Consider the following 22,294-nt stretch of genomic DNA (forward strand, 5'->3'; position numbering starts at 1 on the left):
GAAAGTTAGGAACTGTAGCTGTCTAGGCCTAGGTGAACAGTTTCCTAGCTTTTTATTGTATTCTTAAAAGTGATTTTAAGTTTTCTTTAAGGTTTGTATTATACTCTGAAGAACTCTATATTAACCGAATGTTAAGTAAAAAATATAGAGGGAAATCTAGTTTTATTTCTCAAATAGATAGTTTTCTGTCTTTTCTTCATGATAGAGGCAGATTGTGATATAATAGATGGTAATGAGTTTTTTAGAATAAACTAAAGGAGAATATATATGATCTATGCAGGAATCCTAGCTGGAGGAACTGGCACACGCATGGGAATCAGCAATTTGCCAAAACAATTCTTGGAGTTGGGTGATCGTCCTATTTTGATCCACACAATTGAAAAATTCGTCTTGGAACCAAGTATTGAAAAAATTGTGGTTGGAGTTCATGGAGATTGGGTATCACATGCTGAGGACTTGGTTGACAAGTATCTTTCTCTTCACAAGGATCGTATCATCATTACCCAAGGTGGTGCTGATCGTAATAGCAGTATCAAGAAGATTATTGGAGCTATTGATGCCTACCGTCCAATTACTCCTGAAGATATCGTTATTACGCATGACTCTGTTCGTCCCTTTATCACACTTCGCATGATTCAGGACAATATCAAACTCGCCCAAAATCATGATGCGGTTGACACAGTAGTAGAAGCGGTTGATACCATTGTTGAAAGCACTAACGGCCAGTTTATCACGGATATTCCAAATCGTGCTCACCTCTATCAGGGTCAAACACCTCAAACCTTCCGCTGCAAGGATTTCATGGATTTGTATGGTTCCCTATCTGATAAAGAAAAGGAAATCCTGACGGATGCATGTAAGATTTTTGTTATAAAAGGGAAAGACGTTGCCCTGGCTAAAGGGGAATATTCAAACCTTAAAATCACAACTGTGACAGACTTGAAAATCGCGAAAAGCATGATTGAGAAAGACTAAGGCTATGATTAATCAAATTTATCAACTGACCAAACCAAAGTTTATCAATGTAAAATACCAAGAAGAGGACATTGATCAGGAGAATCATATCCTGATTCGCCCAAATTATATGGCAGTTTGTCATGCGGATCAACGTTACTATCAAGGAAAACGAGATCCAAAGATATTGGCTAAAAAGCTTCCTATGGCTATGATTCACGAGTCTTGTGGAACTGTTATTTCAGATCCAACTGGGACTTATGAAGTCGGTCAAAAGGTAGTTATGATTCCAAATCAACCGCCTATGCAGAGTGACAAGGAGTTCTACGAGAACTACATGACAGGAACCTACTTCCTATCTAGTGGTTATGATGGCTTTATGAGAGAATTTGTCTCTCTTCCAAAAGATCGTGTTGTGTCTTATAATGACATTGAGGATACAGTTGCTGCCATTACTGAGTTTGTGAGTGTGGGTATGCATGCTATGAATCGTTTCTTAAATCTTGCCCACAGCAAACGAGAGCGTATCGCTGTTATAGGAGATGGTAGTTTGGCCTTTGTGGTTGCTAATATTATCAATTACACTCTACCAGAAGCGGAGATTATCGTGATTGGTCGCCATTGGGAAAAACTAGAGCTCTTCTCTTTTGCAAAAGAGTGCTACATTACTGATAATATTCCAGAAGATTTGACCTTTGATCATGGATTTGAGTGTTGCGGTGGTGATGGCACAGGACCAGCTATCAATGATTTGATTCGTTATATTCGCCCTCAGGGAACGATTCTCATGATGGGAGTGAGCGAGTACAAGGTCAATATCAATACACGAGATGCTTTAGAAAAAGGTTTATTATTGGTTGGTTCATCACGATCAGGACGGATTGATTTTGAAAAAGTAATTCAGATGATGGAAGTTAAAAAGTTTGCGAATCGTCTGAAAAATATCCTTTATATCGAAGAACCAGTGAGAGAAATCAAGGACATTCACCGTGTCTTTGCTACAGATCTAAATACTGCTTTCAAAACAGTGTTTAAATGGGAAGTGTAAGAGATGGAGGCTAATCGTGGAGAAAATCATTAAAGAAAAAATTTCTTCTTTGCTATCTGATGAAGAGGAAGTCCTCAGCGTCGAACAATTGGGAGGCATGACCAACCAAAACTATTTGGCCAAGACAACCAATAAGCAGTATATCGTTAAATTTTTCGGAAAAGGGACCGAAAAGCTTATCAATCGTCAAGATGAAAAATACAATCTTGAATTGTTGAAAGATTTGAATCTTGATGTCAAAAATTATCTCTTTGATATTGAGTCAGGGATTAAGGTGAACGAATACATCGAATCCGCAATTACCCTTGACTCAACTTCAATCAAAACCAAGTTTGATAAAATCGCCCCAATTCTACAGACCATTCATGCATCAGGTAAAGAACTAAGAGGGGAATTTGCACCTTTTGAAGAAATCAAAAAATACGAAGCCCTGATTGATGGGAATATCCCTTACGCCAATTATGAAGCTGTAAGAAAAGATGTATTTTCACTAGAGAAAAAATTGGCTGACTTAGGTGTTGACAGAAAGTCTTGCCATATCGATTTGGTTCCAGAAAACTTTATCGAGTCTCCCCAAGGACGCATGTATCTGATTGACTGGGAATACTCTTCCATGAATGATCCGATGTGGGATTTGGCAGCTCTCTTTTTGGAGTCTGACTTTACAAATCAGGAAGAAGAAGATTTCCTTGCTTATTATGAGAGTGATAAAACTCCAGTATCTCGTGAAAAGATTCGAATCTATAAAATTTTACAAGATACCATCTGGAGTTTGTGGACAGTGTACAAAGAAGCTCAAGGTGCTGACTTTGGAGACTATGGTGTGAGTCGTTACCAAAGAGCTGTTGACGGTTTGACTTATTATGGAGGTTAGGATGAAGAATAAGAATGGTGTTTCTTTCGGTCTGCTCTCAGGTATCTTCTGGGGGCTCGGTCTGACAATCAGTGCTTATATCTTTTCAATTTTTACCAATCTTTCGCCCTTTGTGGTGGCAGCAGCACATGACTTTTTGAGTATCTTTATTTTATTAGCTTTTCTCTTGATTAGAGAAGGGAAAGTTCGCTTGTCAATCTTTCTAAATATTCGAAATGTCAGTGTTATTATCGGAGCTTTGCTAGCTGGACCTATAGGAATGCAGGCCAATCTTTATGCAGTTAAGTATATCGGTAGTTCTCTTGCGTCTTCAGTATCAGCTATCTATCCAGCAGTTTCTGTTTTACTAGCATTTTTCATTTTGAAACACAAGGTATCTAAGAATACTGTGTTTGGTATTTTGTTGATTATCGCTGGTATTATTGCCCAGACTTACAAAGTTGAGCAGGTTAATTCTTTTTATATCGGAATTCTTTGTGCATTAGTTTGTGCCATCGCCTGGGGAAGTGAAAGTGTTCTTAGTTCCTACGCCATGGAAAGTGACTTGAGTGAAATTGAAGCACTATTAATCCGCCAAGTAACCTCATTCTTGTCATACCTTGTCATTGTCCTCTTTTCTCATCATTCATTTGCAGAAGTAGCAGATGGGCAATTGCTCGGTTTGATGTTAGTCTTTGCAGCATGTAATATGATTTCGTATTTAGCCTACTACATTGCTATCAATCGTTTACAACCTGCAAAAGCAACTGGATTGAACGTAAGCTATGTCGTATGGACAGTATTGTTCTCAGCAATGCTTTTAGGTACACCACTCGATATGGTGACCATTATTACATCACTTGTTGTCATGGCTGGTGTTTATATTATTATTAAAGAATAAAGGAGAATAGCGTGAAAGCAATTATCTTGGCAGCTGGGTTGGGAACTCGTCTGCGTCCTATGACTGAAAATACCCCTAAAGCCTTGGTTAAGGTCAATCAAAAACCTTTGGTAGAATATCAAATTGAATTTTTGAAAGAGCGTGGAATTGATGAAATCATCATTGTTGTTGGCTACCTCAAAGAACAATTCGACTACCTAAAAGAAAAATATGGTGTTCGCTTAGTTTTTAACGACAAGTATGCCGATTACAACAATTTTTACTCACTTTATCTTGTTAAAGAAGACTTAGCTAACAGCTATGTCATTGATGCAGATAACTATCTCTTCAAAAATATGTTTAGAAACGATCTAGAACGTTCTACCTATTTCAGTGTTTATCGTGAAGACTGTACAAATGAATGGTTCCTAGTTTATGGTGATGACTATAAGGTTCAAGACATCATTGTTGACAGTAAGGCGGGCCGTATTTTGAGCGGCGTATCATTCTGGGATGCTCCAACTGCAGAAAAGATTGTTGGCTTTATTGATAAAGCTTACGAAAGTGGAGAATTTGTGGATCTCTACTGGGACAATATGGTTAAGGACAACATCAAAGAATTAGATGTGTATGTCGAAGAATTAGAAGAAAACAGCATCTACGAAATTGATAGTGTCAAAGACTATCAAAAACTAGAAGAAATTTTATCTTCTATTGAATAACCAGTCCAAAAAAAGAGGCTCTTTGTCAACTGTAGTGGGTTGAAGAAAAGCTAAGATCTAGAAAGGACACATTTCGTCCTTTCTTTTTTGATGTTCAGAGCGATAAAAATCCGTTTTTTGAAGTTTTCAAAGTTCCGGAATCCAAAGGCATTGCTCTTGATGAGTTTGATGAGATTATTAGTGGCTTCCAATTTGGCGTTAGAATAGGGTAGTTGAAGGGCGTTGACAATTTTCTCTTTATCTTTGAGGAAGGTTTTAAAGACAGTCTGAAAAAGAGGATGAACCTGCTTTAGATTGTCCTCAATAAGTCCGAAAAATTTCTCCGGCTCCTTGTTCTGAAAGTGAAAAAGTAAGAGTTGATAGAGCTGATAGTGGTTTTTCAAGTCTTCTGAATAGCTCAAAAGCTTGTCTAGAATCTCTTTATTGGTTAAGTTCATGCGAAAAGTAGGGCGATAAAAACGTTTATGGCTAAGTTTACGACTATCCTGTTGAATGAGTTTCCAGTAGCGCTTGATAGCCTTGTATTCATGGGATTTTCGATGAAACTGATTCATGATTTGGACACGCACACGACTCATGGTACGACTTAGATGTTGAACGATGTGAAAGCGATCCAGAACGATTTTAGCATTCGGAAAAAGCTGTTTAGCTAAGGCATAGTAAGGGCTAAACATATCCATCGTAATGATTTTCACCTGACAGCGAACGGCTCTATCGTATCACAGAAAGTGATTTCGGATGATAGCTTGTGTTCTTCCCTCAAGAACAATGATGATATTGAGCTTTTCAAAATCTTGCGCAATGAAACTCATCTTTCCCTTAGTGAAGACATACTCATCCCAAGACATAATCTCAGGAAGACGAGAAAAATCATGTTTAAAGTGAAAGTCATTGAGCTTGCGAATAACAGTTGAAGTTGAACTAGACAACTGATGGGCAATATCGGTCATAGAAGTCTTTTCAATCAACTTCTGAGCAATTTTTTGGTTGATGATACGAGGGATTTGGTGATTCTTCTTGATGATAGAAGTCTCAGCCACCATCATTTTTGAGCACTAATAGCACTTAAAACGGCGCTTTTTAAGAAGAATTCTGGTAGGCATATCAGTCGTTTCAAGGTAAGGAATTTTCGACGTTTTTTGAAAGTCATATTTCTTCATTTATTTTCCACAATCAGGACAAGATGGAGCCTCGTAATCCAGTTTAGCGATGATTTCCTTGTGCGAATTCCTATTAACAACATCCATAATTTGGATATTAGAGTCTTTAATATCGAGTAGTTTTGTGATAAAATGTAATTGTTCCATATGATTCTTTCTAATGATGGTTTCGACGCTTTTCATTATAGATCTTATGGGACTTTTTTTCTACAACAAAATAGGCTCCATAATATCCATAGGGGATTTACCCACTACAAATATTATAGAGCCAAAAAAGAAGGCTCAGCCTTCTTTTTTTGTAGTTGAAATCAAGGGATGTTTGATATTGATTGTATTTATTAAACAAAACACAATTTATAAAAAAATGAACAAAATAAAACAAAAACCATTGACAACGATTTCATATAGTGTTATACTTATAGCATAAAAGTTAATTGAAAGAAGGGAAACTGTTATGGGATTAGATCATTTCTTTGACAAAAACCTGGTGTTTTGCTTAGAAGCGGATAATCAAGAACAACTCTTTGATCAGGTAGCAACCCTGTTGGAAAAACGAGAAATAGTGACTCCAACTTATCGTGAAGCCTTGATCACGCGTGAAAAGTCATTTCCAACTGGCTTAGATATGGAATTTCTGGGAAAGGACTTGCCAAATGTAGCGATTCCTCATACAGATATTGTTCACAATCTAGCTGAGAAAGTGGTGGTTGTTCGATTAGAAAAACCAGTAACTTTTCACAATATGATTGCTCCTGATAAGGAAGTGGAAGTATCTCTACTCTTCTTTATCATTAACAATTCAAGTTCGAGTCAAACCAACATTCTTGCTCAGTTGATGGACTTTTTCACAGGGAATAGCCATCTGGAAGATTTATCAAAAATTTCTGAACCAGAAAAACTTTATGCTTATATAGCTGAAGCGACAGCTTAATCTTGTCTATTAAAAAAATAAAATCGGAGGAAATCCTAATGATTAAAATTCTTGCTGCCTGCGGTGCAGGTGTTAACTCAAGTCACCAAATTAAAAGTGCTCTAGAAGAAGAACTAGCAAATCGCGGTTATGATGTTCACTGTGATGCAGTTATGGTAAAAGATGTGAATGAAGACCTTATGAAGGGCTACGATATCTTTACACCAATCGCTGCAACAGATCTTGGCTTTGAACCAGGTATTCCAGTTATCGAAGCTGGACCAATCTTGTTCCGTATTCCAGCAATGAGCGCTCCAGTATTTGACAATATTGAAGCAGCTATCAAAGAACGCGGACTAAGTTAATTATTATTTTGTAAGATTCCATAAAAATAAAGGGAGGAACTATTATGGATGTCATTATCGAACTAGCCAATAAGATTTTCAAGCCAGTCTTGGAAATGGGTGGTCCTATCATCATGCTGATCATCTTGACAGTATTGGCTCTACTTTTTGGAGTGAAATTCTCCAAAGCGCTTGAAGGTGGTATTAAACTTGCCATCGCTCTTACTGGTATCGGTGCTATCATCGGTATGCTCAACGGAGCTTTCTCAGCATCTCTTGCGAAATTCGTTGAAAATACTGGTATTCAATTGAACATCACTGACGTTGGTTGGGCACCACTTGCAACCATCACTTGGGGATCTGCTTGGACACTTTACTTCTTGCTTGTAATGTTGATTGTCAACGTTGTGATGCTTGCAATGAAGAAAACGGACACACTTGACGTCGATATCTTTGATATCTGGCACTTGTCAATCACTGGTCTTTTGATCAAATGGTATGCAGACAACAATGGTGTTAGTCAAGGAGTTTCGCTTTTCATCGCAACTGCAGCAGTTGTCCTGGTAGGTGTTTTGAAAATCATCAACTCTGACTTGATGAAACCAACATTCGACGACCTTCTTAATGCACCAAGTTCATCACCAATGACTTCAACTCACATGAACTACATGATGAACCCAGTTATCATGGTTTTGGATAAGATCTTCGATAAAGTATTGCCAGGTCTTGATAAATATGACTTTGACGCTGCAAAATTGAACAAGAAAATCGGTTTCTGGGGCTCTAAATTCTTCATCGGTTTCATCCTTGGTATCGTTATTGGTTTGATGGGGACTCCACATCCAGTTGCTGGTGTAGAAGGAGCCGATAAATGGGAACTTGTTATTAAAGGTTGGTTGAGCCTTGGTTTGACTGCCGGTGTCTGCTTGGAGCTCTTCTCACTTATCGGATCTTGGTTCATCGCAGCCGTAGAACCACTTTCACAAGGTATTACAAACGTTGCTACTAAACGTCTTCAAGGACGTAAATTCAACATCGGTCTTGACTGGCCTTTCATCGCTGGTCGTGCTGAAATCTGGGCTTGTGCCAACGTACTTGCTCCAATCATGCTAGTAGAAGCAGTGCTTCTTTCAAACGTCGGAAATGGTATCTTGCCACTTGCAGGTATCATCGCTATGGGTGTAACTCCAGCTCTCTTGGTTGTTACTCGTGGTAAATTGCTCCGTATGATCATCTTCGGAACACTCTTGTTGCCGCTCTTCCTTCTTTCAGGTACTCTTATCGCTCCATTTGCAACTGAACTTGCGAAAGGTGTAGGTGCTTTCCCAGAAGGTGTGAGTCAAACTCAATTGATTACTCACTCAACTCTTGAAGGACCAATCGAAAAACTATTTGGTTGGGCAATCGGTAATGCTACAACAGGTGATATCAAAGCAATCCTTGGTGCAGCAGCCTTCCTTGTATTCTATGTAGGTATCTTTGCTTGGTATAGAAAACAAATGATCAAACGTAACGAAGAATACGCAGCAAATGCTAAATAATTCGCTCCTATAAAATGTAAATTGTGAAAACTAGGTTGTCAATTTCCGACATTGGGAGTGGCAACCTAGTTTTTTATATAAAATCTAAAAATTGTTGGAGAATATAATGGTAATTGAAGTAAAATCAGACAAGTTAACTGTCCAGTTTAAAACCTTAGGTGGCGCATTGTCGTCAATTAAAGACCGAGATGGCATTGAATACTTGTGGCAAGGGGATGCAACTTATTGGAGTGGACAAGCTCCAGTACTTTTTCCAATCTGTGGCTCTTTGAGAGAAGATACAGCCTTCTATAATCACGCAGATGGAACGGAAACAAAAGGAAGTATCCCGCGTCATGGTTTAGTCCGTAAAAATGAATTTGAATTAGTTGAACAAACAGAAAATAGTGTAACTTTTGCCATTGAAGATGATGAGAATAGCTATCAGAACTACCCTTATCATTTCCGCCTAGAAATCACTTATAGCCTTACTGGCAAGACAGTACGGACTCAATACAAGATTTTCAATAAAGAAACCAGCAAGGACATGCCATACTTTATTGGTGGACATCCAGGCTTTAATTGTCCTCTACTTGATGATGAAGTCTATGAAGATTACTATTTAGAGTTTGAAAAAGAAGAGACTTGTTCTGTTCCCCGCCCTTTCCCAGAAACTGGACTCTTAGACTTCCAAGATAGAAGTCCATGGTTGGATTCTCAAAAGGAAGTGGATCTCAGTTACGATCTGTTCAATGTTGACGCAGTGACACTCGATGAGTTGCAATCTAGAACAATTGCCCTTCGTTCTCGGAAGCATGAGAAGGGATTGAAAGTAAACTTCCAAGAGTTTCCAAATCTCATCATTTGGTCTACCCTAAATAAAGGTCCTTTCATCGCTTTTGAACCCTGGTCAGGCTTATCAACCTCACTTGAAGAAGGAAATCATTTTGAAGATAAGAAGAATGTTCGTCTCTTGGAAGCCGGTCAAGTAGACCAAATTGGCTTTGATATTGAAATATTTTAGATAAAAAACCACAAAAACAAACATTTAATGTTGACTTTTTATAAAAATAGGAGTATATTATGTTTGTAAGCAACAAATGATGTTTGCAACAAACAAACAATCGCTTGTTATATTTTTTCTAGGAAACTGGTTTCCTAAACTTGAATAAGGTGTAATTCATCTCATTCAATCCAATTTGTCAATAAACTGCTAGAAAGCTTTTTGTACTTATAATACTAGTTATAAAAGTCTTTGCTGGCCTAGAAAAATTAAAAGGAGTATACAATATGTCTATTGTTATCGGTGCAGATGCTGCAGGTTTGAGATTGAAAGAAGTTGTGAAAAACTTCTTGGAAAAAGAAAACTTCCACGTTGTGGATGTTACAGCTGAAGGTCAAGACTTTGTTGATGTGACTCTTGCTGTTGCTGCAGAAGTAAACAAAGAAGAACAAAACCTTGGTATCGTGATTGACGCTTATGGTGCTGGTCCTTTCATGGTCGCAACTAAAATCAAAGGAATGGTTGCTGCTGAAGTTTCTGATGAACGTTCTGCATATATGACTCGCGGCCACAACAACTCACGTATGATTACTATGGGTGCAGAAATCGTTGGTGATGAATTGGCGAAAAATATTGCTAAAGGATTTGTTAACGGTAAATACGACGGTGGTCGTCACCAAATCCGTGTCGATATGTTGAACAAAATGTGCTAATACTCTTCAAAAATCAAGATAATCTGTTGTCAGCTTGCTTTAGCTAACCTCAGTTATGCTTGCAGCTCGCTTCCTAAGCTAATCTTGATTTTTCTTGAGTAGGGATAAATGATATTAGATTTATATAATTAATCGGAGGGAATAACTAATGAGAATTGCAATTGGATGTGACCACATCGTAACAGATGAAAAAATGGCGGTTTCAGAATTTTTGAAATCAAAANGACATGAAGTCATTGACTTTGGTACTTACGATCATGCTCGTACACACTACCCAATTTTTGGTAAAAAAGTTGGTGAAGCTGTTACAAGCGGTCAAGCTGATCTTGGGGTATGTATCTGTGGTACTGGTGTTGGTATCAACAACGCTGTAAATAAAGTTCCTGGTGTCCGTTCTGCCTTAGTTCGTGATATGACAACAGCTCTTTATGCTAAAGAAGAACTCAATGCCAACGTTATTGGTTTTGGTGGTAAAATCACTGGTGAATTGCTTATGTGTGATATCATTGAAGCTTTCATCAATGCTGAATACAAACCATCAGAAGAAAACAAAAAATTGATTGCGAAAATTGAGCACGTTGAAACTCACAATGCTCATCAAGCAGATGCAAACTTCTTTACAGAATTCCTTGAAAAATGGGATCGCGGTGAATACCACGACTAAGAGGTGACGCATGATTTTAACAGTCACACTGAATCCATCCATTGATATTTCTTATCCTTTGGATGAATTAAAAATTGACACTGTCAACCGTGTGGTGGATGTAACTAAAACAGCTGGTGGGAAAGGTCTCAATGTTACGCGAGTTCTTTCAGAATTTGGAGATTCTGTTGTTGCTACTGGTCTGGTCGGTGGTAAACTTGGTGAGTTTTTAGTAGAAAACATCGACGATAAAGTAACGAAAGATTTCTTCTCAATTCAGGGAGAAACTCGTAACTGTATCGCTATTCTCCACGGAGATAACCAAACAGAAATCCTTGAAAAAGGTCCTGAAGTATTGGAACAAGAAGGGCAAGATTTCTTGGCTCATTTCGAAAATCTTCTTGACACTGTAGAAGTAGTAGCCATTTCAGGTAGTCTTCCAGCTGGCCTTCCAGTTGACTATTATGCAAACTTGGTAGAGCTTGCTAATAAAGTAGAGAAACCAGTTGTTCTAGACTGCTCAGGTGCAGCTCTTCAGGCTGTCCTTGAATCACCACACAAGCCAACAGTTATCAAACCAAATAATGAAGAATTGTCTCAGCTTCTAGGCAGAGAAGTTTCAGAAGATTTGGATGAATTAAAGGAAGTTCTTCAAGAGCCTCTATTTGCAGGGATTGAGTGGATTATCGTTTCACTTGGTGCAAATGGTGCTTTTGCAAAACATGGGGATACTTTCTACAAGGTAGATATTCCAAGAATTCAGGTAGTCAATCCTGTCGGATCTGGAGATTCTACTGTTGCAGGGATTTCATCAGGTCTTCTTCATAGGGAATCGGATGCAGAACTCCTCATCAAGGCAAATGTCCTTGGTATGCTCAATGCTCAAGAAAAAATGACAGGTCATGTGAATATGGCCAACTATCAAGCTCTATATGATCAATTAATAGTAAAAGAGGTATAAAATGGTTTTAACAGAAAATAAACGTGCATGCTTAGAAAAACTTTCAGATGAAAATGGCATTATCTCAGCCCTTGCCTTTGACCAACGTGGCGCTTTGAAACGCCTCATGGCTCAATACCAAACGGAAGAGCCAACAGTGGCTCAAATGGAAGAACTCAAAGTCTTGGTTGCAGATGAATTGACAAAATACGCATCATCTATGCTTCTCGACCCTGAATATGGTCTTCCAGCTACAAAAGCGCTTGATGCCAATGCTGGTCTTCTCCTTGCTTATGAGAAAACTGGCTACGATACAACAAGCACCAAACGCTTGCCTGACTGCTTAGATGTTTGGTCTGCCAAACGCATCAAGGAACAAGGCGCTGACGCTGTCAAATTCTTGCTTTACTATGACGTAGACAGCTCTGACGAACTCAACCAAGAAAAACAAGCCTACATCGAACGTATTGGTTCTGAGTGTGTGGCGGAAGACATTCCATTCTTCCTTGAAATTCTTGCCTATGATGAAAAAATCGCTGACGCAGGTTCTGCAGAATACGCTAAAGTCAAACCACACAAGGTTATCGGTGCCATGAAGGTCTTCTCAGACCCACGCTTTAACATTGATGTCTTGAAAGTGGAAGTTCCAGTCAACGTCAAATACGTTGAAGGTTTTGGCGATGGTGAAATCGTGCATACTCGTGAAGAAGCGGCAGCCTTCTTCAAAGCACAAGATGAAGCAACTAACTTGCCATACATCTACTTGAGTGCGGGTGTATCAGCTAAACTCTTCCAAGAAACCCTTGTCTTTGCCCACGAATCAGGCGCAAACTTTAACGGCGTTCTTTGTGGACGTGCAACATGGGCTGGATCAGTTGAAGCTTACATCAAAGACGGTGAAGCAGCAGCTCGTGAGTGGTTGCGTACAACTGGATTTGAGAACATTGACGAACTCAACAAGGTTCTTCAAACAACAGCGACTTCATGGACTGAACGTGTATAAGTTTCCCTCCCCTAATCTTAGGAACATTGATCTAAAAAAAATTTAAAAAAAGTTGAATGTAAAGGTTTACAAAACAACTTACTTATGCTATACTTAAATCACAAGTTAATACAAGGTGAGTGTTACTAAGTAATATTAGGCATGATCACAGGTGGATTAGAAATCAAAGAATTTTCTAGTTCATTTGTGGTCATTTTTTGCACTCATATACCTTTAAGATGCAAAAGGAGGTTGACATGTATCGAATTCTAAACCCAATGAATCATAACGTCTCGCTTGTCAGAAATGACAAAGGAGAAGAAGTGATTGTGATTGGTAAGGGGATTGCATTTGGGAAAAAGAAGGGGGATTTAATTGCTGAAAATCAGGTTGAGAAAATCTTTCGGATGAAGACAGAAGAGTCCAGAGAAAACTTTATGGCTCTTCTCAAAGATGTTCCGCTTGATTTTATCACAGTGACCTACGAGATCATTGATAATCTTTCTAAGAAATATCACTATCCGATTCAAGAATATCTCTATGTGACCTTGACAGATCATATTTACTGTTCCTATCAAGCTCTAACACAAGGAAGGTACAAGGATAGCAATCTACCAGATATTTCTACCAAGTATCCTGTTGCTTTTCAAATCGCAAACGAAGCTTTTAAAATCTATCGTCAGAAATTGACAGATCATTTCCCTGAGGATGAAATTATTCGGATCGCTTATCATTTCATCAATGCCGAAGGGGAGAATGAAGTGGAGGTTGTGGAGTCGATAGATAAGAGGAAAGAAATTCTCAGGAATGTTGAAGAAGTGCTAAAGGGTTATGCAATTCAACGAACCAAAGAGAATAACCATTTCTATGATCGCTTTATGATTCATTTGAATTATTTCTTGGATTATTTAGACAGATCTAGAGATGATAACCAATCACTTCTGGATATGGAAGATCATATTAAACACTCCTATCCAAAAGCGTTCGAGATTGGTTCCAAGATCTATGATGTGATTACGCAACATACGGGTCTTGATTTGTATAAGAGTGAGCGAGTTTATCTAGTTCTACATATACAACGTTTACTGTCATAAAAATTTAATTAAAAATACATAAGGAGAATTCTATCATGAATAGAGAAGAAGTAACATTGTTAGGTTTTGAAATCGTAGCCTATGCTGGCGATGCTCGTTCAAAACTATTGGAAGCCTTGAAGGCTGCTGAAGCTGGCGATTTTGCGAAAGCAGATAGCTTAGTCGAGGAAGCTGGTGGTTGCATCGCTGAGGCACACCACGCGCAAACAAGCCTTTTGACTAAGGAGGCAGCTGGTGAAGATTTGGCCTATAGTGTAACCATGATGCACGGTCAGGATCACTTGATGACTACCATTTTGTTAAAAGATTTGATGCACCATTTAATCGAACTCTACAAGAGAGGAGTTAAGTAATGAATAAATTAATTGAATTTATCGAGAAAGGGAAACCTTTCTTTGAGAAACTATCTCGTAATATCTATCTTCGTGCTATTCGTGATGGTTTCATCGCTGGTATGCCTGTTATTCTCTTCTCAAGTATCTTTATCTTGATTGCCTTTGTTCCTAACTCATGGGGCTTTAAATGGTCTGATGATGTTGTTAATCTCCTCATGAAACCTTATAGCTATTCAATGGGGATTCTAGCTCTCTTGGTAGCTGGTACAACAGCTAAGTCATTGACCGACTCAGTAAACCGTAGCATGGAGAAAACCAACCAAATCAACTATATGTCAACACTATTGGCAGCGATTGTCGGTTTGTTGATGTTGGCAGCTGATCCGATTGAAGGTGGCTTTGCGACAGGGTTCCTTGGAACAAAAGGTTTACTTTCAGCCTTTCTTGCTGCCTTTGTTACCGTAGCAATCTATAAGGTTTGTGTTAAGAATAACGTTACCATTCGTATGCCTGACGAAGTTCCGCCCAATATCTCACAGGTTTTTAAAGATGTGATTCCATTCACTCTTTCTGTTGTTTCTCTTTATGTTCTTGATTTATTAGCTCGTCATTTTGTTGGTGCAAGCGTAGCAGAATCAATCGGTAAATTCTTTGCACCATTATTCTCTGCAGCTGATGGCTATCTTGGTATTACCATTATCTTTGGTGCTTTTGCCTTCTTCTGGTTTGTTGGTATCCACGGCCCTTCAATCGTCGAACCTGCTATTGCAGCTATTACCTATGCTAATGCTGAAGTCAACTTGAACCTTCTCCAACAAGGGATGCATGCTGACAAGATCCTTACTTCTGGTACACAAATGTTTATCGTTACCATGGGTGGTACAGGTGCGACACTGGTTGTTCCATTCATGTTCATGTGGTTGACCAAATCGAAACGAAATCGTGCAATCGGACGTGCGTCAGTAGTACCAACCTTCTTTGGTGTGAACGAACCAATCCTGTTTGGTGCCCCCCTTGTCTTGAACCCAATCTTCTTTATTCCATTCATCTTTGCGCCAATCGCAAACGTCTGGATCTTTAAATTCTTCATTGAAACGCTTGGCATGAACTCATTTACTGCCAACCTTCCTTGGACAACACCAGGTCCGCTCGGTATTGTTCTCGGTACAAACTTCCAATTCTTGTCATTTGTACTTGCTGCTTTGTTAATCCTTGTTGACGTAGCCATCTACTATCCATTCCTCAAGGTTTATGATGAACAAATTCTTGAAGAGGAGCGTTCTGGTAAAGCCAATGATGAATTGAAAGAAAAAGTAGCAGCAAACTTCAATACTGCTAAAGCAGATGCTATTCTTGAAAAAGCAGGTGTAGAAGCAGCTCAAAACACAATCACTGAAGAAACCAATGTTTTGGTTCTCTGTGCAGGTGGAGGAACAAGTGGTCTCCTTGCAAATGCTCTAAACAAGGCTGCCGCAGAGTACAATGTTCCTGTTAAAGCAGCAGCTGGTGGCTATGGAGCTCACCGTGAAATGTTGCCAGAGTTTGATCTGGTTATCCTTGCTCCTCAAGTTGCTTCAAACTTTGAAGACATGAAGGCCGAAACCGACAAACTTGGTATCAAACTTGCTAAGACAGAAGGTGGCCAATACATTAAATTGACTCGCGACGGAAAAGGCGCTCTTGCCTTTGTTCAAGCGCAGTTCGAAGAATAAAATGTAAATAGCGAAGAAGTGAGATGGAGGAACTCCTCCCAACTATATCTCCATCTCATTTCTATTTCTTGAAAGGTGAATCAAATGACAAAAACACTTCCAAAAGACTTTATTTTTGGCGGAGCAACAGCCGCCTATCAAGCAGAAGGTGCTACACATACCGATGGAAAAGGACCAGTTGCCTGGGACAAATACCTCAAAGATAACTACTGGTATACTGCTGAACCAGCCAGTGATTTCTATCACAAATACCCAGTTGACCTCAAACTTGCAGAAGAGTATGGTGTCAATGGTATCCGTATTTCAATCGCTTGGTCACGTATCTTTCCAACTGGTTATGGGAAGGTTAATGACAAGGGGGTTGAGTTCTATCATAATTTATTTGCAGAGTGCCACAAACGGCATGTTGAGCCCTTCGTGACTCTCCATCACTTTGATACACCCGAGGCGCTTCATTCAAACGGAGATTTCCTGAATAGAGAAAACATTGATCACTTTGTGGATTATGCAGCCTTCTGTTTTGAAGAATTTCCTGAAGTTAACTTTTGGACAACCTTTAATGAAATTGGGCCGATAGGAGATGGTCAGTATTTGGTTGGGAAATTCCCTCCAGGTATTCAGTACGACCTTGCCAAAGTATTTCAATCTCACCACAATATGATGGTGTCTCATGCGCGTGCAGTCAAGCTATATAAAGATAAAGGTTATAAAGGTGAAATTGGTGTGGTTCATGCCCTGCCTACTAAGTATCCTCTGGATCCTGAAAATCCTGCAGATGTCCGTGCAGCTGAGTTAGAAGATATTATCCATAACAAGTTTATCCTAGACGCGACTTATCTAGGACGATATTCCGAAGTAACCATGGAAGGTGTCAACCATATCTTAGCAGTCAATGGTGGAAGTTTAGATCTGCGTGAAGAAGACTTCGCTGCATTAGAAGTAGCAAAAGACTTGAATGACTTCCTTGGAATTAACTACTACATGAGTGATTGGATGCAAGCCTTTGATGGCGAAACAGAAATCATTCACAATGGTAAGGGTGAAAAAGGAAGCTCTAAATATCAGATTAAGGGAGTCGGACGCCGTGTAGCTCCAGATTATGTGCCACGTACGGACTGGGATTGGATTATCTATCCTCAAGGTTTGTATGATCAAATCATGCGCGTGAAGAAAGATTACCCAAATTACAAGAAAATCTATATCACAGAGAATGGTCTTGGATACAAAGATGAGTTTGTGGATGGGACAGTCTACGATGATGGACGGATTGATTATGTTAAGAAACATATGGAAGTGATTGCAGATGCAATCACTGATGGAGCCAATGTCAAAGGCTACTTTATCTGGTCGCTGATGGATGTCTTTTCTTGGTCAAATGGTTACGAAAAGCGTTATGGACTATTCTATGTTGATTTTGAGACCCAAGAGCGTTATCCCAAGAAATCAGCTCACTGGTACAAAAAACTAGCTGAGACACAGATTATCGAGTAAAACTAAAACAAAAAAATTCCCCGCCAAAAGGCAGGGGAATTTTTATGGTTTCGATAAAAGAATGGTTGTTTGTTTCGACAGATCTTCAAATGTCTCCTGACTCAGTTTGGAATCTGAAACGATTGTATCAATCTCTGAGATATTGTAGAAAGTGTAAAAATCAAACTTATTAAACTTGCTGTGGTCTGCCAGTAAGTATTTTTTATTGGCATTGTTCAAGGCGATTCGTTGTACCTCGCCCTCTTCTTCACTGAAAGTAGCAATTGCCTTATCTTTAATACCATTACAACTCACAAAAGCTTTAGAAAACTGAAGGTTGGTCAAATCCTGCAAGGTGAGTGTCCCCACAAAAGCACCAGTGATAGAGCGATAATTTCCACCAATCAAAATCAAATCTGTTAGTTTTCGTTCGTTTAGGATGAGAAAAACAGGAAGACTGTTTGTTACAACACGAATATTATCAATTGGGAGTTCACGAGCAAAACATTCTAAGGTTGTTCCTGGCCCGATAAAAATGGTTTCACCTTCGTCAATCAAATGACCTGCAAAACGGCTAATTTCTTGTTTTTCAGCAATCTGCAAGCCTTGTTTTTCGACGTTTGAGCGTTCGTTGTTTAAGAGAGAACCTGTACGAAGTTTTTCAGCACCACCATGCACACGGACCAGTAAATCTTTATCTGCCAATTCTTGTAAGTAGCGACGAGCTGTCATATCTGATACATCCAGACGCGTCATGATTTCTTTTACAGTAATAGTTCCCTTTGTATTTACCGTTTCTAGAATATTATCTAGTTTCTCTTGCTTTAGCATCCTTATCACCTCGATTTCTACTATCATTATCTTACCATAAAACGCTCAATATATCAAATAGAAAAAAACAAAATAAAACAAAAACAAAAATATCATGGTTGTTTTAAACAAACCATGATATTTTGAATGATTGGCCAAATTAGTCTAAACCGTAGTTGTAATCATCATCTTGCATGGCTTCAACTTCACCAAGGAGGTAACCATTTCCGACTTGAGAGAAGAAGTCGTGGTTGGAAGTTCCTGTTGAAATTCCGTTCATGACGATAGGATTGACATCATCAGCTGAATCTGGAAAGAGTGGATCTTGTCCTAGGTTCATAAGGGCCTTATTGGCATTGTAACGAAGGAAGGTTTTGACTTCCTCAGTCCAGCCAACACCGTCATAGAGACTTTCTGTATAACCTTCTTCGTTCTCATAGAGGGTATAGAGCAGGTCGTACATCCATTCTTTGAGTTTTTCTTGCTCTTCTTCAGGCAATTCATTGAAACCAAGTTGGAATTTGTAACCAATGTAAGTTCCATGAACAGACTCATCACGGATGATCAGTTTGATGATTTCCGCAACGTTGGCCAGTTTGTTGTTACCGAGATAGTAGAGTGGTGTAAAGAAACCAGAGTAGAAGAGGAAGGTTTCAAGGAAAACGCTGGCAACTTTCTTTTCTAGCGGGCTACCATTGAGGTAGATTTCATTGATGATTTCCGCTTTTCTTTGTAGGTAGGGGTTAGTGTTGGTCCATTCAAAGATTTCTTCGATTTCGACCTTGGTATTCAAGGTCGAAAAGATAGAAGAATAAGATTTTGCGTGGACAGATTCCATAAATTGGATGTTGTTGAAAACAGCTTCCTCATGCGGTGTACGGATGTCCGAGCGAAGCGCTTGAACCCCTGTTTCAGATTGCATGGTATCCAAAAGGGTCAAACCACCAAAGACTTTTCCTACCAAGTCTTTTTCCTTGTTTGATAGTTTTCTCCAGTCGTCTAGGTCATTTGACAAGGGGATACGCGTATCGAGCCAGAATTGCTCCGTCAGCTTTTCCCAAGTTGATTTGTCGATGACATCTTCGATGGCATTCCAGTTAATGGCTTTGTAGTAAGTTTCCATTTGAAATCTCTTTCTGTATGTAATAATGCGATTGTCGAATCCTCTCTATTTTATCATAGTCTGAGAAGAGTATCGCACAAAAAGTCGGAAGCCCGACTTTTTAGTTTTTCATAGTATTTAAGATACTTATCAAGTTTTGTCTGGCGGGTAATTTAATCAGTAGTCTGAGAAAATGTGGTTGCCTCAGATAAAAATTAAATCACACAGCTTTCACATTGGTTAGCACCAACTTCTCCACCGTCGTCTGTAAAGGTACGGACGTAGTAGATTGACTTGATACCCTTGTTAAAGGCATAGTTACGAAGGATGGATAAGTCACGTGTCGTTTGTTTGTTTTCTTTCTTCCATTCGTAAAGACCTTTTGGAATGTCACTACGCATGAAGAGGGTGAGTGAAAGTCCTTGGTCCACGTGTTCAGTTGCAGCTGCGTAAACATCAATCACCTTACGCATATCCATATCGTAAGCAGAAGTGTAGTAAGGGATAGTATCTGTTGACAAACCTGCAGCAGGATAGTAGATTTTACCGATTTTCTTCTCTTGGCGTTCTTCGATACGTTGCGTAATCGGGTGGATAGAAGCAGAAACGTCGTTGATGTAGCTGATAGAACCATTTGGAGCTACAGCAAGGCGGTTTTGGTGGTAAAGTCCATCTGCTTGAACCTTTTCGCGAAGTTCAGCCCAGTCAGCGGCACTCGGGATAAAGACGTCTTTGAAGAGTTCTTTGACACGGTCTGATTTTGGAACAAATTCGCCTGTCACATACTTGTCAAAGTAGCTTCCATTAGCATAGTCTGATTTTTCAAAGTTGTGGAAGGTTACACCACGCTCGCGAGCGATATTGTTTGATTCCACCAAGGTCCAGTAGTTCATAAGCATAAAGTAGATACTTGTAAATTCAACTGACTCAGGAGATCCGTATTCGATGAGTTGTTGGGCAAGGTAACTATGAAGTCCCATGGCACCAAGACCAAAGGTGTGAGCCAAACTATTTCCGTGGTCGATAGTAGGAACAGCTACGATGTGCGAACTATCTGTAACGAAAGTCAAAGCACGAACCATAGCACGGATAGAACGACCAAAGTCAGGTGAGGTCATCATGTTGACCACGTTGGTTGAACCAAGGTTACATGAAACGTCTGTTCCCATGTGAAGGAATTCTTGAGCATCGTTGATCAAGCTTGGTTCTTGGATTTGAAGAATCTCAGAACACAAGTTGCTCATGATGATTTTTCCATCAACAGGATTCGCACGGTTAGCTGTATCAATGTTGACTACATAAGGATAGCCAGATTCTTGTTGCAATTTAGAGATTTCAGTCTCCAAATCACGCGCCTTGATTTTTGTCTTGCGGATGTTTGGATTTGCGACCAACTCATCGTATTTTTCTGTGATGTCGATGTAGTTGAACGGCACACCATATTCAAGCTCTACAGAGTATGGGCTAAAGAGATACATTTCTTCATTTTTACGAGCTAATTCGTAGAATTTATCAGGTACTACAACACCAAGTGAAAGAGTCTTTACACGAACTTTTTCATCGGCATTTTCTTTTTTAGTTGAAAGGAAAGCGATGATATCTGGGTGAAAGACGTTGAGGTAGACAACACCAGCACCTTGACGTTGCCCGAGTTGGTTTGAGTAAGAGAAGCTGTCTTCGAAGAGTTTCATAACTGGAACGACACCAGAAGCGGCTCCCTCATAACCTTTGATAGGTGCGCCAGCTTCACGAAGGTTGCTGAGGGAAATTCCCACACCTCCACCGATACGCGAAAGTTGAAGAGCAGAGTTGATAGAACGTCCGATAGAGTTCATATCATCAGTTACTTGGATCAAGAAACAAGAGACCAATTCCCCACGACGAGCACGGCCTGCGTTCAAAAAGGAAGGAGTAGCTGGTTGGTAGCGTTGGTGGATGATTTCATTGGCAATATCGATTGCAACGGCTTCATCCCCGTCAGCAAAGTAAAGTGCATTAAAGAAGACACGGTCTTCCATGCTTTCAAGGTAATATTCACCGTCATTAGTCTTCAAGGCGTATTGATTATAGAACTTATAGGCAGCCATGAAAGACTTGAATTGAAAGTTTTGGTCCTTGATAAATTGATGCAATTCTTCCAAGAATTCTGGGCGGTATTTCTTGATAAATGCTGTTTCAATGTAGTTGTGTTCAATGAGGTAGTTGATTTTATCAGTGATTGAATCAAAAACCATAGTGTTTGGAACTACATTTTCTTTAAAGAAAGCATCCAAGGCTTCTTTATCTTTATGAAGCATGATTTGTCCATTAACAGGACGGTTAATTTCGTTATTGAGACGGAAGTAGGTCACGTCCTCAAGATGTTTTAATCCCATAAAATTTCCTTTATCTAATTACAAAAGAAAGGCCTCTAAGTTAGCCCTAGAAGCGAGTTTCTTCTGGATGATGTACTAAGATTATGCTAATTGTTTCAGTTTTCCTGGTTGGAAACCTGAAAAGACTTCAGTTGGTGTTTGGATAACAGGAGCTGCGCTGAAACCGAGCTCTTTAACTTGATCGATGTACTCAGGTTGCTCGTCGAGATTGATCTCACGATAAGCGACATTGTTGCTGTCCAAGAAACGTTTGGTCATTTTACATTGTACACAATTATTTTTAGAATAAACCGTTACCATTTCGTAACTCCTCATAAAATTTGATTACTTTCTTAGTATATCAGAAAAAAAAACTTTGTCAAACTTTTTAAACTAAATCTTGTGCCTAAAAGTTACAGTTTTAAAATTAAAATACAAGATATAGTGGTTTTTGAAAGAAGTTGAAAATAGCAAAAATCGTAAGAGCATGAATAAGTTTAGCGGAGACAATGCTTTAACAAAACTGAAACTGTAATATTAATGAAAAAAAGAAAGTCTCTGCACAAGATGTCCCTATATTTTGTATTAAAATATTTAAAAGATAACTAAAATGAAGATGTTAGATTATACTGCATTCATCCAAATAGATTATGAATTTCGTATTCTTGATAGAGAGTATATAACTGTAATTTTTGGGAAGTATTCGCTTTATGTGGTATACTAGTAGTGACCATAGAACTTATAG

The 22,294-nt window shown here is 39.1% G+C and carries 21 protein-coding genes and 1 pseudogene; 17 read left to right on the forward strand and 5 right to left on the reverse strand.

The genetic code is table 11. The features are described 5' to 3' along the window. Positions 1-267 precede the first annotated feature (267 nt). Genes D8804_RS07835 through D8804_RS07855 form a run of 5 tightly spaced genes read left to right on the forward strand, consistent with a single transcriptional unit; the run spans position 268 to position 4,457 of the window. Positions 268-975: an IspD/TarI family cytidylyltransferase gene (locus tag D8804_RS07835; protein WP_125399399.1), complete on the forward strand. Its 708-nt coding sequence runs from the start codon at positions 268-270 to the stop codon at positions 973-975. Between the two features lie 4 nt (positions 976-979). Further along, positions 980-2,002 carry a ribitol-5-phosphate dehydrogenase gene (locus D8804_RS07840; RefSeq protein ID WP_125399400.1) on the forward strand — a complete coding sequence of 341 codons (1,023 nt, stop codon included), beginning with the start codon at positions 980-982 and terminating at the stop codon, positions 2,000-2,002. 16 nt (positions 2,003-2,018) lie between these two features. Beyond that, a complete protein-coding gene (locus D8804_RS07845) occupies positions 2,019-2,876 on the forward strand; it encodes a phosphotransferase family protein (protein WP_125399401.1) in 858 nt (285 codons plus the stop codon). 1 nt (position 2,877) lies between these two features. Then, positions 2,878-3,756 (forward strand): DMT family transporter, encoded by an 879-nt coding sequence (locus D8804_RS07850; protein WP_096407348.1) that lies wholly within the window; start codon positions 2,878-2,880, stop codon positions 3,754-3,756. Positions 3,757-3,767: 11 nt separating this feature from the next. Further along, complete coding sequence (locus D8804_RS07855) at positions 3,768-4,457, forward strand: sugar phosphate nucleotidyltransferase (RefSeq protein WP_125399402.1); 690 nt, start codon at positions 3,768-3,770, stop codon at positions 4,455-4,457. A 50-nt stretch (positions 4,458-4,507) separates the two neighbouring features. Here the strand turns inward: D8804_RS07855 and D8804_RS07860 are convergent. Further along, positions 4,508-5,764 (reverse strand): annotated as a pseudogene (locus tag D8804_RS07860) (ISL3 family transposase). A gap of 307 nt (positions 5,765-6,071) precedes the next feature. On the opposite strand from D8804_RS07860, the gene D8804_RS07870 reads away from it, so the two are divergent. The 12 genes from D8804_RS07870 to lacG all read left to right on the forward strand — a co-directional run bounded on the left by D8804_RS07870 (position 6,072) and on the right by lacG (position 17,304). Next, positions 6,072-6,548, forward strand: a complete 477-nt coding sequence (locus D8804_RS07870) for a PTS sugar transporter subunit IIA (protein WP_164978976.1) — start codon at positions 6,072-6,074, stop codon at positions 6,546-6,548. A 38-nt stretch (positions 6,549-6,586) separates the two neighbouring features. After that, positions 6,587-6,892, forward strand: coding sequence for a PTS sugar transporter subunit IIB (locus D8804_RS07875; RefSeq protein ID WP_125399405.1), 306 nt, complete (start codon positions 6,587-6,589; stop codon positions 6,890-6,892). Between the two features lie 44 nt (positions 6,893-6,936). After that, positions 6,937-8,412 (forward strand): PTS galactitol transporter subunit IIC, encoded by a 1,476-nt coding sequence (locus D8804_RS07880; RefSeq protein WP_000382509.1) that lies wholly within the window; start codon positions 6,937-6,939, stop codon positions 8,410-8,412. Positions 8,413-8,518: 106 nt separating this feature from the next. After that, positions 8,519-9,415, forward strand: a complete 897-nt coding sequence (locus D8804_RS07885) for an aldose 1-epimerase family protein (RefSeq protein ID WP_125399406.1) — start codon at positions 8,519-8,521, stop codon at positions 9,413-9,415. A gap of 266 nt (positions 9,416-9,681) precedes the next feature. Continuing rightward, positions 9,682-10,107 (forward strand): galactose-6-phosphate isomerase subunit LacA, encoded by a 426-nt coding sequence (lacA, locus tag D8804_RS07890; RefSeq protein WP_125399407.1) that lies wholly within the window; start codon positions 9,682-9,684, stop codon positions 10,105-10,107. 148 nt (positions 10,108-10,255) lie between these two features. Next, entirely contained in the window at positions 10,256-10,771 is a 516-nt protein-coding gene (gene lacB / locus D8804_RS07895; protein WP_125399408.1) for a galactose-6-phosphate isomerase subunit LacB, read from the forward strand. Positions 10,772-10,781: 10 nt separating this feature from the next. Continuing rightward, entirely contained in the window at positions 10,782-11,711 is a 930-nt protein-coding gene (locus D8804_RS07900; RefSeq protein ID WP_125399409.1) for a tagatose-6-phosphate kinase, read from the forward strand. Position 11,712: 1 nt separating this feature from the next. After that, positions 11,713-12,693, forward strand: coding sequence for a tagatose-bisphosphate aldolase (gene lacD, locus D8804_RS07905; RefSeq protein WP_125399410.1), 981 nt, complete (start codon positions 11,713-11,715; stop codon positions 12,691-12,693). Between the two features lie 236 nt (positions 12,694-12,929). After that, on the forward strand, positions 12,930-13,766 hold the full coding sequence (locus D8804_RS07910; protein ID WP_125399411.1) for a PRD domain-containing protein: 837 nt from the start codon (positions 12,930-12,932) through the stop codon (positions 13,764-13,766). A gap of 35 nt (positions 13,767-13,801) precedes the next feature. Further along, on the forward strand, positions 13,802-14,119 hold the full coding sequence (locus tag D8804_RS07915) for a PTS lactose/cellobiose transporter subunit IIA (protein ID WP_001078319.1): 318 nt from the start codon (positions 13,802-13,804) through the stop codon (positions 14,117-14,119). Continuing rightward, positions 14,119-15,813: a lactose-specific PTS transporter subunit EIIC gene (locus D8804_RS07920; protein WP_125399412.1), complete on the forward strand. Its 1,695-nt coding sequence runs from the start codon at positions 14,119-14,121 to the stop codon at positions 15,811-15,813. Before D8804_RS07915 ends, D8804_RS07920 begins: the two co-directional genes overlap by 1 nt. 84 nt (positions 15,814-15,897) lie before the next feature. Beyond that, complete coding sequence (gene lacG, locus D8804_RS07925) at positions 15,898-17,304, forward strand: 6-phospho-beta-galactosidase (RefSeq protein ID WP_125399413.1); 1,407 nt, start codon at positions 15,898-15,900, stop codon at positions 17,302-17,304. A gap of 42 nt (positions 17,305-17,346) precedes the next feature. Here the strand turns inward: lacG and D8804_RS07930 are convergent, their stop codons facing one another. From D8804_RS07930 to nrdH, 4 genes are all read right to left on the reverse strand, one after another. Continuing rightward, on the reverse strand, positions 17,347-18,114 hold the full coding sequence (locus tag D8804_RS07930) for a DeoR/GlpR family DNA-binding transcription regulator (RefSeq protein ID WP_125399414.1): 768 nt from the start codon (positions 18,112-18,114) through the stop codon (positions 17,347-17,349). Between the two features lie 139 nt (positions 18,115-18,253). Beyond that, positions 18,254-19,216 carry a class 1b ribonucleoside-diphosphate reductase subunit beta gene (nrdF, locus tag D8804_RS07935; protein WP_125399415.1) on the reverse strand — a complete coding sequence of 321 codons (963 nt, stop codon included), beginning with the start codon at positions 19,214-19,216 and terminating at the stop codon, positions 18,254-18,256. Positions 19,217-19,410: 194 nt separating this feature from the next. Continuing rightward, positions 19,411-21,570, reverse strand: a complete 2,160-nt coding sequence (gene nrdE / locus D8804_RS07940; RefSeq protein ID WP_125399416.1) for a class 1b ribonucleoside-diphosphate reductase subunit alpha — start codon at positions 21,568-21,570, stop codon at positions 19,411-19,413. 81 nt (positions 21,571-21,651) lie between these two features. Further along, a complete protein-coding gene (gene nrdH / locus D8804_RS07945; protein WP_000259240.1) occupies positions 21,652-21,870 on the reverse strand; it encodes a glutaredoxin-like protein NrdH in 219 nt (72 codons plus the stop codon). Between the last annotated feature and the right edge of the window lie 424 nt (positions 21,871-22,294).

The organism is Streptococcus oralis (genome assembly GCF_003944215.1).
Lineage (GTDB): Bacteria > Bacillota > Bacilli > Lactobacillales > Streptococcaceae > Streptococcus > Streptococcus oralis_BI.

Bases quoted from the DNA above. Each gene is read 5' to 3' on its own strand.
- D8804_RS07835 (WP_125399399.1), top strand. From the start codon at position 268: ATGATCTATGCAGGAATCCTAGCTGGAGGAACTGGCACACGCATGGGA.
- D8804_RS07915 (WP_001078319.1), top strand. From the start codon at position 13,802: ATGAATAGAGAAGAAGTAACATTGTTAGGTTTTGAAATCGTAGCCTAT.
- nrdF (WP_125399415.1), bottom strand. From the start codon at position 19,216: ATGGAAACTTACTACAAAGCCATTAACTGGAATGCCATCGAAGATGTC.
- lacD (WP_125399410.1), top strand. From the start codon at position 11,713: ATGGTTTTAACAGAAAATAAACGTGCATGCTTAGAAAAACTTTCAGAT.
- D8804_RS07850 (WP_096407348.1), top strand. From the start codon at position 2,878: ATGAAGAATAAGAATGGTGTTTCTTTCGGTCTGCTCTCAGGTATCTTC.
- lacG (WP_125399413.1), top strand. From the start codon at position 15,898: ATGACAAAAACACTTCCAAAAGACTTTATTTTTGGCGGAGCAACAGCC.
- D8804_RS07910 (WP_125399411.1), top strand. From the start codon at position 12,930: ATGTATCGAATTCTAAACCCAATGAATCATAACGTCTCGCTTGTCAGA.
- nrdE (WP_125399416.1), bottom strand. From the start codon at position 21,570: ATGGGATTAAAACATCTTGAGGACGTGACCTACTTCCGTCTCAATAAC.
- nrdH (WP_000259240.1), bottom strand. From the start codon at position 21,870: ATGGTAACGGTTTATTCTAAAAATAATTGTGTACAATGTAAAATGACC.
- D8804_RS07885 (WP_125399406.1), top strand. From the start codon at position 8,519: ATGGTAATTGAAGTAAAATCAGACAAGTTAACTGTCCAGTTTAAAACC.
- D8804_RS07880 (WP_000382509.1), top strand. From the start codon at position 6,937: ATGGATGTCATTATCGAACTAGCCAATAAGATTTTCAAGCCAGTCTTG.
- D8804_RS07840 (WP_125399400.1), top strand. From the start codon at position 980: ATGATTAATCAAATTTATCAACTGACCAAACCAAAGTTTATCAATGTA.
- D8804_RS07870 (WP_164978976.1), top strand. From the start codon at position 6,072: ATGGGATTAGATCATTTCTTTGACAAAAACCTGGTGTTTTGCTTAGAA.
- D8804_RS07930 (WP_125399414.1), bottom strand. From the start codon at position 18,114: ATGCTAAAGCAAGAGAAACTAGATAATATTCTAGAAACGGTAAATACA.
- D8804_RS07920 (WP_125399412.1), top strand. From the start codon at position 14,119: ATGAATAAATTAATTGAATTTATCGAGAAAGGGAAACCTTTCTTTGAG.
- lacA (WP_125399407.1), top strand. From the start codon at position 9,682: ATGTCTATTGTTATCGGTGCAGATGCTGCAGGTTTGAGATTGAAAGAA.
- D8804_RS07900 (WP_125399409.1), top strand. From the start codon at position 10,782: ATGATTTTAACAGTCACACTGAATCCATCCATTGATATTTCTTATCCT.
- D8804_RS07875 (WP_125399405.1), top strand. From the start codon at position 6,587: ATGATTAAAATTCTTGCTGCCTGCGGTGCAGGTGTTAACTCAAGTCAC.